General features: G+C 71.0%; 13 protein-coding genes. All 13 read right to left on the bottom strand.

Features of this window, described 5'->3' with window-relative positions:
• The coding region (locus CKO33_RS07545; RefSeq protein ID WP_200181035.1) for a hypothetical protein at positions 1–349 on the bottom strand (349 nt) is incomplete at its 3' end.
• A gap of 3 nt (positions 350–352) precedes the next feature.
• Positions 353–2,803: a glycosyltransferase gene (locus CKO33_RS13850; RefSeq protein WP_200181033.1), complete on the bottom strand. Its 2,451-nt coding sequence runs from the start codon at positions 2,801–2,803 to the stop codon at positions 353–355.
• Between the two features lie 3 nt (positions 2,804–2,806).
• Positions 2,807–3,061 carry a hypothetical protein gene (locus CKO33_RS07535; RefSeq protein ID WP_200181032.1) on the bottom strand — a complete coding sequence of 85 codons (255 nt, stop codon included), beginning with the start codon at positions 3,059–3,061 and terminating at the stop codon, positions 2,807–2,809.
• A gap of 155 nt (positions 3,062–3,216) precedes the next feature.
• Positions 3,217–4,980 (bottom strand): class I SAM-dependent methyltransferase, encoded by a 1,764-nt coding sequence (locus tag CKO33_RS07530; RefSeq protein ID WP_200181030.1) that lies wholly within the window; start codon positions 4,978–4,980, stop codon positions 3,217–3,219.
• Entirely contained in the window at positions 4,977–6,230 is a 1,254-nt protein-coding gene (locus CKO33_RS07525) for an ABC transporter ATP-binding protein (protein WP_200181028.1), read from the bottom strand. The genes CKO33_RS07530 and CKO33_RS07525 overlap by 4 nt, the downstream gene beginning before the upstream one ends.
• On the bottom strand, positions 6,230–7,003 hold the full coding sequence (locus CKO33_RS07520) for an ABC transporter permease (RefSeq protein WP_200181026.1): 774 nt from the start codon (positions 7,001–7,003) through the stop codon (positions 6,230–6,232). The genes CKO33_RS07525 and CKO33_RS07520 overlap by 1 nt, the downstream gene beginning before the upstream one ends.
• A 57-nt stretch (positions 7,004–7,060) precedes the next feature.
• Entirely contained in the window at positions 7,061–8,224 is a 1,164-nt protein-coding gene (locus tag CKO33_RS07515; protein WP_200181024.1) for a glycosyltransferase family 4 protein, read from the bottom strand.
• Entirely contained in the window at positions 8,221–9,369 is a 1,149-nt protein-coding gene (locus tag CKO33_RS07510; protein WP_200181022.1) for a glycosyltransferase, read from the bottom strand. Before CKO33_RS07510 ends, CKO33_RS07515 begins: the two co-directional genes overlap by 4 nt.
• Before the next feature lie 6 nt (positions 9,370–9,375).
• Positions 9,376–10,269, bottom strand: coding sequence for an NAD-dependent epimerase/dehydratase family protein (locus tag CKO33_RS07505; RefSeq protein WP_200181020.1), 894 nt, complete (start codon positions 10,267–10,269; stop codon positions 9,376–9,378).
• The gene (gmd, locus tag CKO33_RS07500) at positions 10,266–11,306 is read right to left on the bottom strand and encodes a GDP-mannose 4,6-dehydratase (RefSeq protein WP_200181018.1); all 1,041 of its coding nucleotides are present in this window, start codon (positions 11,304–11,306) and stop codon (positions 10,266–10,268) included. Before gmd ends, CKO33_RS07505 begins: the two co-directional genes overlap by 4 nt.
• A 224-nt stretch (positions 11,307–11,530) precedes the next feature.
• Positions 11,531–12,484 (bottom strand): NAD-dependent epimerase/dehydratase family protein, encoded by a 954-nt coding sequence (locus CKO33_RS07495; RefSeq protein ID WP_200181017.1) that lies wholly within the window; start codon positions 12,482–12,484, stop codon positions 11,531–11,533.
• Between the two features lie 55 nt (positions 12,485–12,539).
• On the bottom strand, positions 12,540–12,872 hold the full coding sequence (locus tag CKO33_RS07490; RefSeq protein ID WP_200181015.1) for a VanZ family protein: 333 nt from the start codon (positions 12,870–12,872) through the stop codon (positions 12,540–12,542).
• Positions 12,873–12,896: 24 nt separating this feature from the next.
• Positions 12,897–14,261, bottom strand: coding sequence for a TolC family outer membrane protein (locus tag CKO33_RS07485; RefSeq protein WP_200181013.1), 1,365 nt, complete (start codon positions 14,259–14,261; stop codon positions 12,897–12,899).
• Between the last annotated feature and the right edge of the window lies 1 nt (position 14,262).

Genomic DNA, 14,262 nt, shown 5'->3' with positions numbered 1-14,262 from the left:
TGGGCGGTGCCTGCAGCCAGGGGGGCGGGGGCGGTGCGGCGCGGCCGGCGCTGAGGGTGCGTTCCAGGCGGTCGATACGCTCTTCCAGGGCGTGGTCGCGGGGGGCGCGGTCCCGGGCGATGCGCCGGTCCTGGAGGCGGCGGTGGCGGCGGGCGCGGGCCGGCCAGGCGGCGACGCGGGCCTCCAGTTGGGTGATGCGGGCCTCCAGCCCCCGGAGACGATCCTCAGCGGCGATCCGGCAGGCCTCCTGGCGGGCGAGGCGGTCCTGCAGTTCGGGCAGGCGGGCGAGGATACGCAGGATGCGGACCAGGCGCGTGAGCAGGCGCCGGGGCAGCGGGGGGCGGGCCATGGTTCAGGCGTTCAGGCGGCGCCAGAGGCGCCCGCCCAGGGCGGGATAGCGGTGGGCCTGCACCCAGGCGCGGGCGGGTTCGCGCAGGGGGTCGCCGCCCTGCAGTTCCCGGCGCAGGTGGGCGATGCCCCGGGCCAGGTCGTCGGGGCCGGTGCCGGGCAGGCGGTGGGTGGCGTCGCGCACGTCGTCGAAGATGGCCAGGGGGGTGACGGCCACGGGGCGGTCGGCGGCCAGGCCCATGCGCACGGCGGCACTGGAGGATTCGCCGGTCTCCTGGTAGGGAAAGACGATGAGGTGGGCGTGGCGCAGGTGGCCCAGGCTGTGGCTGTCCTCCAGGAAATCGTCCACCAGGGTGACCCGGTCTTCCATGCCCAGTTCGCGGATGCGCCGGCGGGCCTTGTGGATGAGCTCGGCGGAGAGGTCCACGGGATAGCGGGCGGTGACCATGAGCAGGTGCAGGTCGTCGCCGGCCTGCAGGCGCCGGTGGCAGGCCTCGATGAGTTCGGGGAAGCCCTTGTGGGGCAGGAAGAATCCATAGCAGGCGACGACGAAACGCCCGGGGGGGATGCCGGGGTCCAGGGCGGCGGGGGCGGTGTCGGGGACGCCGTGGGGGAAGTCCTCGACGTGGGCGGTGACGCCGATGCGGGCCAGGGCGTCGCGGTCCCGGGGGCTGTGCACGAAGACGGCGTCGCACAGGCGCAGGGGGGCGGCCAGGGTCTCCAGGCGGCGGGTGGGGGTGTCCCGGGTGGCGTGCAGGGTGATGAACAGGCGGCGGCCGGTGGCGATCATCTCGCGCAGGAAGGCGGCCAGGGCCGGGAAGTCGAACAGGCCGTAGTTGAACTGGATGAGGAGGGTGTCCAGGCCCTGGTCGTGGACGCGCTGGGTCAGCCCCCGCAGGTCCGGGTCGCCGGGGTGCCAGCAGCGCAGGACGTTGGGTTCGTCGGGCAGATCGGGCCGCTCCTCCAGGGGGGCGAGGACGGTGTAGTCGTGCAGATGGGGGGCGGCCAGGTGACGGGCATACATGGCGATGCCGCAGCGGGTGTTCCAGGGGGTGATCCAGCCGATGCGCCGCGGCCGGGGATCGGGATCGGGATCGGCCAGGATGCGTTCGTTGGCCTCCAGGGCACCGGCGATGCGGGGGATCTCGCCCTCCAGGGGGGGGTGGCGCCGCACCAGGTGGGAGAGGGCCAGGAGGGCGCCACGGTGGCTATCGTCGTCGCCGTCAAGGGGGGCGGTGCGTGCGTGGTGGGCCTCGAAGGCGTCCAGGGCGGCGCGGGCGCTGGCATCCCAGGTGAAGCGGGCGGCGCGCCGGCGGCCCTGCTCCGCCAGGCTGCGGGCGAAGGCGTCGTCCTCCAGGACCTGGCGCATGCGCGCGGCGATGCTGTCGGGGTCGTGGGGGTCGAACAGGGCGTCCTCCCGGCCCACCACTTCCGGCAGGCTGGTGGTGCCTGAGGCGATGCAGGGGACGCCGCAGGCCATGGCCTCCAGTACGGGCAGGCCGTAGCCCTCGCGCAGGGAGGGGAAGACGAAGAGCCGGCAGAGGTTGTAGAGGTCCAGCAGGTCCTCGTCGTCGACGCGGCCGGTGAAGAGGACCTCGCCGGCGGCCAGCCCCGCCTGCCGGGCGATGCGGTGCAGGGGGGCATAGATGGCATCACAGCCGTTGCCGGCGATGACCAGCTGGCAGCGGGCGCGCAGGGCCCGGGGCAGGCGGGCGTAGGCCTGGATGAGGCGCGGATGGTTCTTGCGGCGGTCGAAGCTGCCGGTATAGAGGATGAAGTCGCCGCGGATGCCGTAACGGGCGCGCAGGGGGCCGGCCCGTTCCCCGGGGACCGGGCGGGGCCGGAAACGGGGGTCCACGCCGGCGGCGATGTTGACCACCCGCTCCGGGTCGAGCCCCAGGTGCTGGATGCCCTCGCGGCGGCTGTATTCGGAGATGGCCAGCAGCAGGCCGGCCCGCCGCAGCTCTTCCAGTTTGCGGTGGTAGTGGGCGGCGACCACCGGGTTGTCGAGGTAGGTGTCCGACTCCACCAGGGGGATGAGGTCGTAGAGGGTGGCGCTGGTGCGCCGGCCGGGCATGAGCCGGTCGATGGAGCTGATGACATCATCCCCCAGGCCCTCCACGACGCTGCCGATCTGCAGGATGTCGGGCCGCAGGCCGCGGATGAGGCGTTCGCGGATGAGTTCGGCGGCCCGGGCCCTGGGGGCGTTGCTGGGGTTGCCCTCGGAGACCGGGCCGGGGGCCTGGAAGACCTGGATGTGGTGGCGCGGCAGGAGGCCGGAGAGGCGTTCGTACAGGGGTTGGATGGTGTCGGGGAATTGGTCGCTGAGCAGGATGCGCAGTTCGTGTTCGCCGCGGTTGCGGGCCAGGGCCTCCACCAGGTTCTGGGTGTAGCGGCCGATGCCACCGAGGCGGCTGGCGGACTGGCAGGCCTGCAGGTCGATGACGATGCGCATGGTTCAGGCGTTCTCCCGCGGATGCGGCTCCAGTTGCCGGGCGAGCTCCCGGGCCCGGGGGGTCAGGGCGTCCCGGGATTCCGGCAGGGGGTGGCGGTAGCCGGTGACGGCCGGCGGCGGCTGCAGCAGGCGCAGGCCGTAGCGGCGCACGCAGAAGCGGCTCAGGCGGGGGGAGCGGCGGATCAGACCCATGATGCGTGCCGCCATCCGGGGATGCCGGCGGAGGAAGGCTCTGAGTTTGAGCTCCATGGAGAACATGTGGGATCGCTCCGGGCCGTCAGGGGCGGGGAGTATACCCTGACCGGGGCCCTGCTTGCAGGCGTTGCATTTCGCAGCGCGGTAAAGGCTTGTGCGGATGCCGCATCCCCTTCCGGGCCCGCCTATGGCGGGCCCTTTTGTGTCCGGACAACAGATCAGGCGGCGCGATGCCCCAGCACGGCGTAGTCCCGGGGACCGTGCAGCAGGTGGTTGAGGAGGTCCGTGGTGGCGCCCTGCCCCGGCAGATGGTGCTCCGGGGGGGCGGGATTCAGGCGCAGGGTCTGCACCCCGGTAAAGCCTGCCCGGGTGAGGGTGAATGCCAGCATTGCCGGGACCAGGGGGTGGCGGTGGGTGGGGTCGGTGTGGAAGTGGCAGGCCCCCACGGCCAGGTTCTCGGGGTTGGGGGTCTCCAACAGGAGCAGCCCCCCCGGCACGAGGACGCGCCGGGCCTCGTCGATGAGTTGCAGTACGGCCTCGAAGGGCAGGTGTTCCACCAGGTGGAAGGCGGTGATGGCCCCGTGGCGGCCCGTTTCCAGGGCGGCCAGGTGCTCCAGGACCGGGGCCTGGCGGACGCGGCAGCCATGGGCACGGGCCTGTTCCAGGGCCTGGGGATTCAGGTCCACGCCTTCGGCGGGATGGCCGTGTTGCGCCAGCAGGGTGAGCCAGTCGCCGCGGCCACAGCCCAGGTCCAGCAGGGGGGTCTCAGGGCCGATGGGGACGCCTTCCAGGTGGGGCAGGTAGATCCGCAGGCGGTCGCGGATGACCTGCGGCGGGCCACGGAAGTGGTCTTCGAAGTCCTGATACCAGGCCTCGAGGCGGCCGGAGCCACCCGCCCCGCCCTGCCCTGCGGGTTCCGCGGCCAGGGCGTCCAGGCGGCGGCCTAGACGGGCCTGTTCCTCCTGCAGGGTCTTCAGGGTGTGTACATGATGCGGCAGGCGGTAGAGGGCGTGGAGACGGTCGATGACGGCCCGCAGCCGGGGGTGGCGGCGCAGGCGGTGCACAAACCCGCGCACTGCCCCGGAGGGATTGGATGGGGAGGACTTCCCCGCGGTGGCGGTGGCGGCAGTGGACGGGGGCTGCGGATCATGGCCGGTCAGGGGCTGGGTCAGGACGGCAAGCACCCCCTCGGGGGCCGTGGGTGCGTGGCCGGCGACGGCGAACAGGGAGGGGGCTTCGCGCCAGTCGGCCAGGCCGAAACGGCGGGCCAGGCTGCCCTGGGGGGCCTGGTGGTCCCCGGCCCAGAGCAGGACATGGGGGAAATGCCGGCCCAACTGGCGGCGCAGACCGGGCGGCGTCTGCTCGTTGATGTGCATCTGCCGTTCGTAGTCGGAGCGCGGCTCCTCAGGCAGATGCTGCCCTTCCCGGGCGGCCCGCCGCCGGCGGATGGGATGGCCGAAACGGTAGTACCAGTGGTTGGGGAAGGTGTGGATAAGGAACCGGCCATCGGGCTGCAGGTGACGGGCGACGAGGGTGTAGAGGCAGTCCAGTTCCCCGGGGGCCAGGTGTTCGATCACGTCGGAGGCGAGGACCAGATCGTAGCCGCCCCGGTAGGCGGAGGCTTCGGTGACGGAGGCGCAGACCAGATGGACCCGCTCCCGCAGGTGGGGTTCGTCCCGGAAGCAGGCCTCGGCCAGGCGGATGGCGTCGGGGGCGTAGTCCACGGCGTCCACCTGGCAGCCCAGGGCGGCGAAATGGCGGGCCATCTCGCCGCGGCCGCAGCCCAGGTCGAGGACACGCATGCCGGGCCGCGGCGGCCGGATGCGGGCCAGGCGGGCCATGCAGTCCAGGCGCGGGTCCAGGGCCTTGCCACCGGAGTGCAGGTAGGTCTCGAATCCGCCGCAGTCCCCCAGGAAGTAGTCGCGGGTGTAGGCATGGCGCAGTTCGGCGCTGGTGGGCCGGGCTTTTTCGGGGGCATTCATGCGGGCATCTCCTCGGGGCGCTCGATGTGGATGCCGGGGCGCATGTTGTAGAAGCCATCGTAGCGGATGGCGTCGGGGTTGAGGCCCACCTCCAGGAGGGCGGCGTCGTGCACAAAAAGCAGGGTTTCGTCAAAGGCGCCGATGCTGTGGGCGCGGTTGGCGACGCCGACGGTGATGGCGTAGTGCCCGGGGGCAAGGTTGGCCTCCAGTTGCCAGTGGATCACGACGGTCTCGCCGGCGGCCAGGGGCGCGGTGGCAATGCCGGCGCAGGAGGTGTTGGTCTCGAACACGGACTGGCCGAAGCGGTTGCGCAGGCCGAAGCCGTAGTGGGGATCGTCCAGGGAACGCCGGGCGCGGAGGTGGATGCTGACGGTGATGCGCTGCTCGCTGGTGATGTGGGCCACGGTCTGGCCCCGATCATCCCGGATGCGGACGGCGAGGAGTTCCACTTCGCCGGTGCCGGCCAGGGCGGGGGTGTCCATGGTCTCCTCTCCGGGACGGTGGACGGTCACGGGGGTGTCGCCGCCGTGGGCCTTCTGCAGCAGCAGGGCGTGGTAGTGGTCCACCACGTGCTTGGGGCGGCCTGCGTCCACGATGCGACCGGCGTCCAGGAGGATGGCCTGGTCGCAGAGGGTCTTGACGGCGTTCATGTCGTGGGAGACGAAGAGCACGGATCCCCCCTGCTCCCGGAAGGCCTGGATGGCACGCATGCATTTCTGCTGGAAGTAGGCGTCCCCCACGGACAGGGCCTCGTCCACGACGAAGCAGGCGGGATCGGCGTGGATGGCGATGGCGAAGCCCAGGCGCATGAGCATGCCGGAGGAGTAGGTCTTGACGGGTTCCGCGATGAACTCGCCCAGCTCGGCGAAGGCGATGATCGCATCGCGGCGCTGGGCCACCTCGTCGGGGGACATGCCCAGCAGGGCGGCATTGATGCGGATGTTGTCCAGGCCGGGCAGTTCGGGGTTGAAGCCGGTGCCCAGCTCCAGCAGGCCGGTGATGCGGCCATCGATGTGGATCCCGCCGCTATCGGGCAGCAGGACGCCGGTGAGGAGTTTGAGCAGGGTGGATTTGCCGGCGCCGTTCTGGCCGATGATGCCCAGGCTCTGCCCCGGTTCCACCTGGAAGCTGATGTCGCTGAGGGCCTGGTGGGGGGTGTGGAAGGGTCGGCGCAGGAGGATCTCCCGCAGGCGGTCGGTGGGCCGGCGGTAGAGGCGGAAGCGTTTGCTCAGGGCGTGTACACGGATCATCAGAGGAAGTCCCGGATGTCTTTTTCCAGGGCCTTGAGCAGGCCGTAGGCCAGCAGCAGGACAAAGGCCCCGATCCCCAAAAGGCGTAGGAGGCCGTCCATTTCCGGGATCTGGCCATGGACCATGACCCGGTGGTAGGCGTCGACGAACAGGAATGCCGGGTTGAGATGCACCTGGATGTCCTGCACCAGGGGAGGGACGATGTCCAGGACCCAGACGATGGGGGTGAACCAGAACCAGAGGGTGGTGAGCAGGGTGGCCATTTCCTTGAGATCGCGGAAGAAGACGTTGAATACGGCGAAGATGAGGCCGATGCCCAGGGCGAGGATCTGCTGGGCCAGGAAGAGGAAGGGCACCAGCAGCATGGCCGCCCCTGGAAGATGGCCGGTCACGATCAGAAAGCCGAGGAAGAGGGTGTAGCCGATGACGAAGGTGATGGCCTCGGAGAGCACCACGTACAGCGGCAGTTGCGCCAGGGGGAGGTGGATCTTGCCGATGAGGGCGCGCTTGTCCAAAAAGACGCTGGCACAGCGGCCGATGGTGTTGGCGAAGGCCATCCAGGGCAGCAGGCCGGAGACCAGGTAGATGCCGTAGCTGTAGGTGCTGGATTCCAGGCCCGGCAGGCGGGCCGCCATGACGTTGGCGAAGACGACGACGAAGATGAAGATCATCACCAGGGGGTGGATGAAGGCCCAAAGCCCCCCCAGCACCGAGCCGGCATAGCGGTCGATGAAGTCTTCGCGGGTGAACTGGAGCAGGAGTGGGAGGTTCATGGTGGTTTCGTAAACGGTTGATGATACCAATCGTTCGGGTTCGGGATCAGCCCGGGTTCATCGGGGCATGAGGGCATGGTAGAGCTGTACGGTGCGCTCCACGCAGCAGGACCAGGTGAGTTGCCGCGCCCGGTCCAGGCCCCGGTCGCGGGCCGCCTCACGCCAGCATCGGTCCTCCAGGGCGCGCTCCAGGGCGGCGCTGAGGGCGGCGGTATCCCGGGGGGATACGTGCAGGGCGGCGCCATGGGCCACTTCGACAAGCGCCGGGTCGGTGGAGGTGACCACGGGTGTGCCGCTGGCCATGGCCTCCAGCACGGGCAGGCCGAAGCCTTCGTAGAGGGAGGGATAGGCCATGAGGGCGGCCCCGGCGTAGAGGGCGGGCAGGTGGTCCTGGGGGACGTAGCGCAGGTGGCGCACGCGCCCCTGCCTGGTGGCGTCGCGGATGGCGTCGACGATGTCCCCGCTGTTCCAGCCGGGGGCACCGGCCAGGACCAGGGGATGATGCTGCCGCAAAGGTTCGGGCAGGCGCCCATGGGCCCGGATGAGGCGGGGAATGTTCTTGCGCGGCTCCAGCGTGGCGACGCAGAGGATGTAGCCTCCGGGACGCAGGCCATGGGCGGCCATCACCGGGGCCAGGTCTTGTGCGGGGCGGGGATGGAAGCCGGGGTCGACGCCGTTGTGGATGGCCGTGATGCGCCCGGGGGATACGTGGTGATCCTCGATGAGTTCCCGGCGGATGGCCTCGGTGACGGTGATGAGATGACCGGCCCGGGCCAGGGTGCGGGGGAGTTCGCGGGCGACCACCCGTACGCGGCCGGCGGGGTGGCAGTCGGGATGGTGCAGCACGGAGAGGTCGTGCAGGGTGACCACGCTGGGACCGCTGAAGGGGGGGAGATAGAGGCTGGGGGCATGGTAGAGGTGATCCTCCATGCCGTGCAGGGCCCTTTGTGCGCGCCGGTGCTGGAACTGGCGATGGACCCGGGCCGCCAGGGGGTGGGCGGCCAGGCGGGCGCGGAGGCGCGCCCCGGGGCCCGTGGGGGCAACGGCTTCCGCCCCGGCCAGGGGGTCGTTAGTCCAGCGGCCGTTGCGCAGGAAGCGGGTGGCCGGGGCCCCGGGATGGGCCTGTAGCCCCCGGACCAGTTCGAAGGTGTAGCGTCCGACCCCGGTCAGGGGGGGGCGCAGGAGATCCACCGCGAGGATCAGGCCCGGGGCGGCAGTCATGGCTCTTCACCGCGGCGGGCCGCGCAGAGCCGGCGGTAGAGGTGGGCGTAGCCCCGGGCCATGCGCGGCCCGGTGAACAGGCGCTCGTAGCGGGCGCGGGCGCCGAGGCCCAGGCGCTGGGCCAGCCGGGGGTCGTCCTGCAGGCGCTGCATGGCCGCGGCCAGGGCGGCGGGGTCTTCCGGCGGGACCACCAGGCCGCTCTCGCCATGGGCGTTGACGAAGCTGGTGCCGGTGCCCAGTTCGGTGCTGATCAGGGGGCGGCCCTGGCGGGCCCCCTCCAGAAGTGTGACGCCGAAGGCCTCGGCCCGCAGGTGGGAGGGGAAGATAATGCCCCGGCTGAGCTGCAGGAGGGCGGTCTTGTCGGCGTCGCTCACCTGCCCGAGGAATTCGACCCGGTCCAGCCCCAGGTCCCGGGCCTGGCGATGCAGGACGGGGGCCATGGGGCCGCTGCCGGCGATGACCACGCGGGGGCCGCCGCCAGGGGTACGGGCCATCTGGCGCAGGGCCTCCAGCAGGATGTGCAGGCCCTTGTAGTAGCGCAGGACGCCGACGAAGAGGAAGAAGCCCTCCCCTACCCGCTCTCTCATGGCCTGCAGGCGATGGGGATCGGGGACGGGGGCGGGGCCGTCGTCCAGGCCGATGGGGATGATGTGCACCCGCCCGGCGTGGCGGCGCAGGACCGGGCTGGAGCGTGCGTAGGCCCCGGAGGTGGCGACGATGGCATCCAGCCGCGAGAGGAAGCGGTGCATGACGGGCCGGTAGGGCACCATGAGCGGGCTTTGGCGCAGGATATCGGCATGGTAGGTGATGAGGGCGGGCGCCGCCGGGGCGTTGATGAGGTGGGCCAGGTCCGCCAGGGGCCAGGGGAAATGGTAGTGGATGACGTCGGCCCAGGCGGCATGGCGGCGCAGGCCGGCGATGAAGACGGGGGAGAGGCCGCAGGAAGCGATCCCGGCCCAGCGGCGGTGGCGGTACACCGTGGCCTCGGGCAGCGGGATGCAGGCCGGGTCGGGCCGCCGGGCCAGGGTCAGGACGCGGGACTCCACCCCCAGGGGCCGGGTGTGGCGGCAGATCTGGCGGATGACCTCCTCCAGCCCCCCCTGGGTCTCGGGGAAGTAGGTCTTGAAGACATGCAGGACGCGCATGCCGGCTCAGCCGCCTGCCGGGGCGGTGTAGAGATCGGCCAGGGTGTCCTCAATGGGGCGTGGGTGAATGCCGGTGAGCCGCCGCATGCGCGTGGGATCCCCCATGAGAACGGGGATCTCGTCCCGGCGCACCAGGTTGGGATCGACCTGCACCTGGATGGCATAGCCCGCCCGTTCGTCCATGAGGGCGATGATGCGCTCCAGGGCGATGGCCCGGCCGCTGCACAGGTTGCAGGTGACATCCCGGGCATCGCTCTCCAGCAGGGCCAGGTAGGCGCGGGTGATGTCGCGCACGTCGGAGAAGTCGCGGCTCACCTGGATATTGCCCAACCGGATGACGGGTTCGCGGCGCCGGTAGTGGGCGACGATCTTGGGGATGAGGAAGCGTTCGTCCTGGCCGGGGCCGGTGTAGTTGAAGGGGCGTGTGAGGATCAGCGGCAGGCGCTCCCCGTAGGTGCGGGCCATGTGTTCCATGGCCAGTTTGCTGCAGCCGTAGTGGTTCACCGGGGCCGGACAGAGATCCTCGGCGATGCATTCCACGGCGGGCCGGCCATAGACGTTGGCGGAACTGGCGAGGAGGACCTTTTCCGGGGTGGCGTCGAGGGCGGCCAGGGCCTCCAAAAGGTGGGTGGTGCCCAGGACATTGACACGGTAAAAGGCCTCCGGGTCGGCATGGGCGACGAAGCTGACGCCGGCCAGGTGGATGACATGGCTGGGGCGGGTCCGTTGCACGAGGGCCTGCACGGCGGCGGCATCGGTGAGATCGCAGGAGGTTCCGTCTCCGCCACCATGGCCGGGCCCCGTCACGGCCACGACGCGGTCCCCCCGCGCCTCCAGTGCCTGCAGCAGGTGGCGGCCGGTGAAGCCGTCGGCCCCGGTGACCAGGACGGTGCGGCTCATCCCCTGCCCGCCTCCCGGGCCACCCGTTCCAGGTCGGCCCGGACCATGAGCCGGCACAGGGTTTCCAGGTCGGTGCGCGGGGCCCAGTCCAGTTCACGCCGGGCCTTGGAGGGGTCGCCGATGAGCAGATCCACCTCGGCGGGCCGGTAGAAGGCGGGGTTGACCGCCACCCGCACCTGCCCGGTGGCCGGGTCGATGCCCTGTTCCTGTGCGCCCTCCCCTTCCCAGACGAGTTCGATCCCGGCGGCCCGGAAGGCCAGGGTGACAAAGTCGCGCACGCTCTCGGTGCGTCCCGTGGCCAGGATGTAGGTGTCCGGCCGGTCGGTCTGGAGCATGCGCCACATGCCCTCCACGTATTCCGGGGCATAGCCCCAGTCGCGGCGGGCGTCCAGGTTGCCCAGCTCCAGGCGGGACTGCAGACCGTGGTGGATGCGGGCCACCCCATGGGTGATCTTGCGGGTGACGAATTCCTGGCCGCGCAGGGGGGATTCGTGGTTGAACAGGATGCCGCTGGTGGCGAACAGGTCGTAGCTTTCGCGGTAGTTGACCGTGGCCCAGTGGGCGAAGAGCTTGGCCACGCCGTAGGGGCTGCGGGGATGGAAGGGGGTGTCTTCCGTTTGGGGCACGGCCTGGACCTGTCCGAACATCTCGGAGGTGCTGGCCTGATAGAAGCGGATGCGCGGATTGACGCTGCGCACCGCCTCCAGGAGATTGAGCACGCCCACGCCGGTGATCTGGGCCGTGGCCACGGGTTGGTCGAAGGAGACCCCCACAAAGCTCTGGGCGGCCAGGTTGTAGAGTTCATCGGGCTCGGTGCGCTCGATCAGCCGGATGGCGCTGCCCATGTCGGTGAGATCGAAGGGTTCCAGGTGGAGGCGGGGATGATCCTGGATCCCCAGGGCCTGCAGGCGCCAGAAGTTGACGGCGCTGCTGCGCCGGTAGGTGGCATGTACGCGATAGCCGCGTTCCAGGAGGAACTGGGCCAGATAGGCGCCGTCCTGGCCGGTGACGCCGGTGATGAGTGCGGTGCGGGGCATGGATGGTGTTCGTCCTGAATGCGGGGATACTCGCAGAACTGCGCATGTTAACAATCCCTCGCCAACAGCAACAAGGACGCGGTTCTCATCGATCCGATCCCGGAGGGGGACCCGTGACCGCGGGGATGCATGCCGCCCCCTGGGCGCTCAAGGCTACCCACCGACTTCTCCCCATGAGCTGCTTGGTCGTTTTAGGTACCCGTCGTGACCTGTGCCAAAAGCGGTCATGGAACGCTCGGGGCGACGGCCCGCGCGAGCCCCTGCTCCAGGGAGACCGGTGGCCGCCAGTGGAGCACACGGCCTACCTTCGAGGAGTCCACCTGCAGCGAGTCCAGCACGCGCCGGGCCATCCCCTCCCGGCCCAGGAGGGAGGCCGTGGCACGCAGCATGGGCACCGGCACGGGAAGGAGCCGGGCCGGTCTTCCCGCCGCCCGGCCCATGGCATGCAGGAGTTCGGCAGTGGACAGGGCCACGCCATCGTCCACCAGGAAGGTCTGGTGGGCTGCCGCGGGATGTTGCACACAACGGTGGATGAGATCGACCAGGTTGTCCACGCCCACCAGACTGCGCCGGTTGCCGGTCACAGCCCCCAACGGCAGGGGCACGCCCCGCTGCACCCAGCCCATCAGGCGGGCAAGATTACCGCCCATGCCGGGGCCATACACCAGGGGCGGGCGCAGGATCACCGTTTCCAATCCGGTCTCCCGGGCGATGGCCTGTAGCGTCGTCTCCGCCTCGGCCTTGGACCGGGCATAGGCATCGGCCGGGGAGCGGGGATCCTCTTCGCGCAAAGGCCGTCCCGGGGGGGTGGATTCGCCGTGGACCTTGATGGTGCTGACGTGGATGAAGCGCCGTACCCCGGCCCGGGCGGCCTGGCGGGCCAGGGTTGCAGTGGCCTCCACGTTGACGCGGCGAAAGGCGCTCAGGGACCCGGTCTCCGGGCCGTTTGACCCGGGGACGCGGGCGGCCAGATGCACGATGACGTCCACACCCTGTACGGCGGCCTGCCAGTGGGTGCCTCCATGGAGATCCCCCACCGGCACGATCCCGTAGGGCGCGTCCTTGGGGGCCTGCCGGCGGACGGCCCCGCGCAAGGCGAATCCTTCCGCATTCAGGCGATGGGCCAGGGCCGTGCCGATGAAACCCGTGGCACCGGTGATCAGGATTCGCGGCGACATTTCCAGTGCGACCTCGTCGTCGGGCGATGCAGCAGCGTCGTGGCCCGGAACGATATCACAGCCCCGCCAGGGCGGTGCCGGTCAGGCCGCCGGCGATCCCCAGGGTATTGGCGGCCAGGTCACCGCGGGAGTAGCCGCGCCCCGGAACATAGCGCTGGAGGTGTTCCAGCAGCCATCCGAACAAAAACAGCAGCACCAGCCCGATCCAGCGCCCCTGGCCGGGGGGCAGGGCCAGAATCAGGAGGACGGCGGCCAGGCCATAGGCCAGGGCGTGCAGGAGTTTGTCGTTGGGGAGCCAGGACGGCAGGTGGCGGGCGGGCAGGAGCGTGCCGACCAGGATGGCCAGCATGAACAGGGCGAAGGGATAGAGGAAACCCGTTGTGGCCAAGGGAGGGATACCGGTGTGAGTGGATCAGGGCGCGATGGCCAGCACGCGGTTGAGGGTGGCGACATCGTCCTCATCCAGCGCCCCGGCGCCCTGGCGCAGGCGGAACAGGTCGAGAAGGTATTCGTGGCGGGCGCGGGCCAGGTCGCGGCGGGCGGCGAAGAGTTCGCGCTGGGCGTCGAGGACGTCCGCCAGGGGGCGCAGGCCGGCGCGGAAGGCGGCGTCCACGGCGTCGACGCTGCGTTCGTTGGAGCGCACGGACTGCTCCAGGGCGCGGATCTCGGCGCGGCCGCTGGCCAGGCCTTCGTAGGCGGCGCGCACGTTGGCGCGCACCTCGCGGCGGGTGGCCTCCAGGGCCTGGCGCTGGCGGTCGCGTTCGCGGGCGGCGCCGCGGGCGCGGGCGCTGACGCCGCCGCCGCTGTAGAGGGGGACGTTGAGCTGCAGGCCGATGTATTCGTCCTCGTAGACGCGGCCGTAGGCGCTGCCGTCCAGGTCGTCCAGGTAGCTGTAGCCGGCCACCAGGTCCAGGCTGGGGTAGTGCTGGGCGCGGGCGGCGCGGATATCGGTGCTGGCGGTCTGCACGCTGGCGCGGGCGGCGGCGATGCGGGGGTTGGCCTCCATGGCCCGCTCCACCCAGGCCTGCAGGTCCTCCCCATCCGGGCCGGGGAGCTCCACACCGGGGCGCAGGCCGGCGAGGCGGTCGTAGCGCCGGTCGGTGATGCGGGTGAGGGCCTCGCGGGCGATGCGCAGTTCCCCCTCGGCGCGGATGACCCGGGCGCGGGCGCTGTCGCGGCGGGCGCGCACCTCCTCCAGGTCGGTGACGGCGGCCAGGTCTTCCTCGTAGAGACCCTGCACGCGTTCGTGGGCGGCCTGCATGGCCTCGTGCTCGCTGCGGGCCAGGGCCAGTTCGGACTGGGCGGAGAGGACGCCCAGGTAGGCCTCGGTGACCCGCAGCACCAGGTCCTGGCGGGCGGCCTCCAGTTCCGCCCGGCCGCGATCCACCTCGTTATCGCCCCGCTGCAGGCCGCGCCAGGCGGGCAGGTCGAACAGGGGCTGGAGGATCTGGGCGCTGTAGCGGGTCTGGTCGAAGTCGCGCACGCTCTGGTCAGTACCGCCCCCCAGGCCGGAGTTGGTCTGGTCGCGGCGGATGTCGCGGATCTCGCCGCTGACGGTGACCTGGGGCAGCAGGCCCGCCAGGGCCTCGCGGCGCTGTTCCTTCAGGGCCTGCAGCCGGTAGCGCTGGGCCCCCAGCTGGGGGTCGGCCTCCAGGGCCTGGCGGTAGACCTGCTGCAGGTCGGCGGGGGCCGGTGTGCCGTCCCCTGCCCCCGCCGCAAGCGTCGGGGTCAGGACCAGGGCCAGCGCGGCGCCGGCGATGCGGTGGCGTGGGCGCATG

The sequence above is a fragment of the Ectothiorhodospira mobilis genome (genome assembly GCF_016584115.1).
GTDB lineage: Bacteria > Pseudomonadota > Gammaproteobacteria > Ectothiorhodospirales > Ectothiorhodospiraceae > Ectothiorhodospira > Ectothiorhodospira mobilis.
The sequence above is the reverse complement of the archived record's forward strand: the minus strand, read 5'-3'. Positions and strand labels throughout refer to the sequence as shown.

Excerpts from the sequence above, each read along its gene's own strand:
- CKO33_RS07495 (WP_200181017.1), bottom strand. The coding sequence starts at position 12,484 with ATGTCGCCGCGAATCCTGATCACCGGTGCCACGGGTTTCATCGGCACG.
- CKO33_RS13850 (WP_200181033.1), bottom strand. The coding sequence starts at position 2,803 with ATGCGCATCGTCATCGACCTGCAGGCCTGCCAGTCCGCCAGCCGCCTC.
- CKO33_RS07515 (WP_200181024.1), bottom strand. The coding sequence starts at position 8,224 with ATGACTGCCGCCCCGGGCCTGATCCTCGCGGTGGATCTCCTGCGCCCC.
- CKO33_RS07530 (WP_200181030.1), bottom strand. The coding sequence starts at position 4,980 with ATGAATGCCCCCGAAAAAGCCCGGCCCACCAGCGCCGAACTGCGCCAT.
- CKO33_RS07510 (WP_200181022.1), bottom strand. The coding sequence starts at position 9,369 with ATGCGCGTCCTGCATGTCTTCAAGACCTACTTCCCCGAGACCCAGGGG.
- CKO33_RS07520 (WP_200181026.1), bottom strand. The coding sequence starts at position 7,003 with ATGAACCTCCCACTCCTGCTCCAGTTCACCCGCGAAGACTTCATCGAC.
- gmd (WP_200181018.1), bottom strand. The coding sequence starts at position 11,306 with ATGCCCCGCACCGCACTCATCACCGGCGTCACCGGCCAGGACGGCGCC.
- CKO33_RS07485 (WP_200181013.1), bottom strand. The coding sequence starts at position 14,261 with ATGCGCCCACGCCACCGCATCGCCGGCGCCGCGCTGGCCCTGGTCCTG.
- CKO33_RS07505 (WP_200181020.1), bottom strand. The coding sequence starts at position 10,269 with ATGAGCCGCACCGTCCTGGTCACCGGGGCCGACGGCTTCACCGGCCGC.
- CKO33_RS07525 (WP_200181028.1), bottom strand. The coding sequence starts at position 6,230 with ATGATCCGTGTACACGCCCTGAGCAAACGCTTCCGCCTCTACCGCCGG.
- CKO33_RS07535 (WP_200181032.1), bottom strand. The coding sequence starts at position 3,061 with ATGTTCTCCATGGAGCTCAAACTCAGAGCCTTCCTCCGCCGGCATCCC.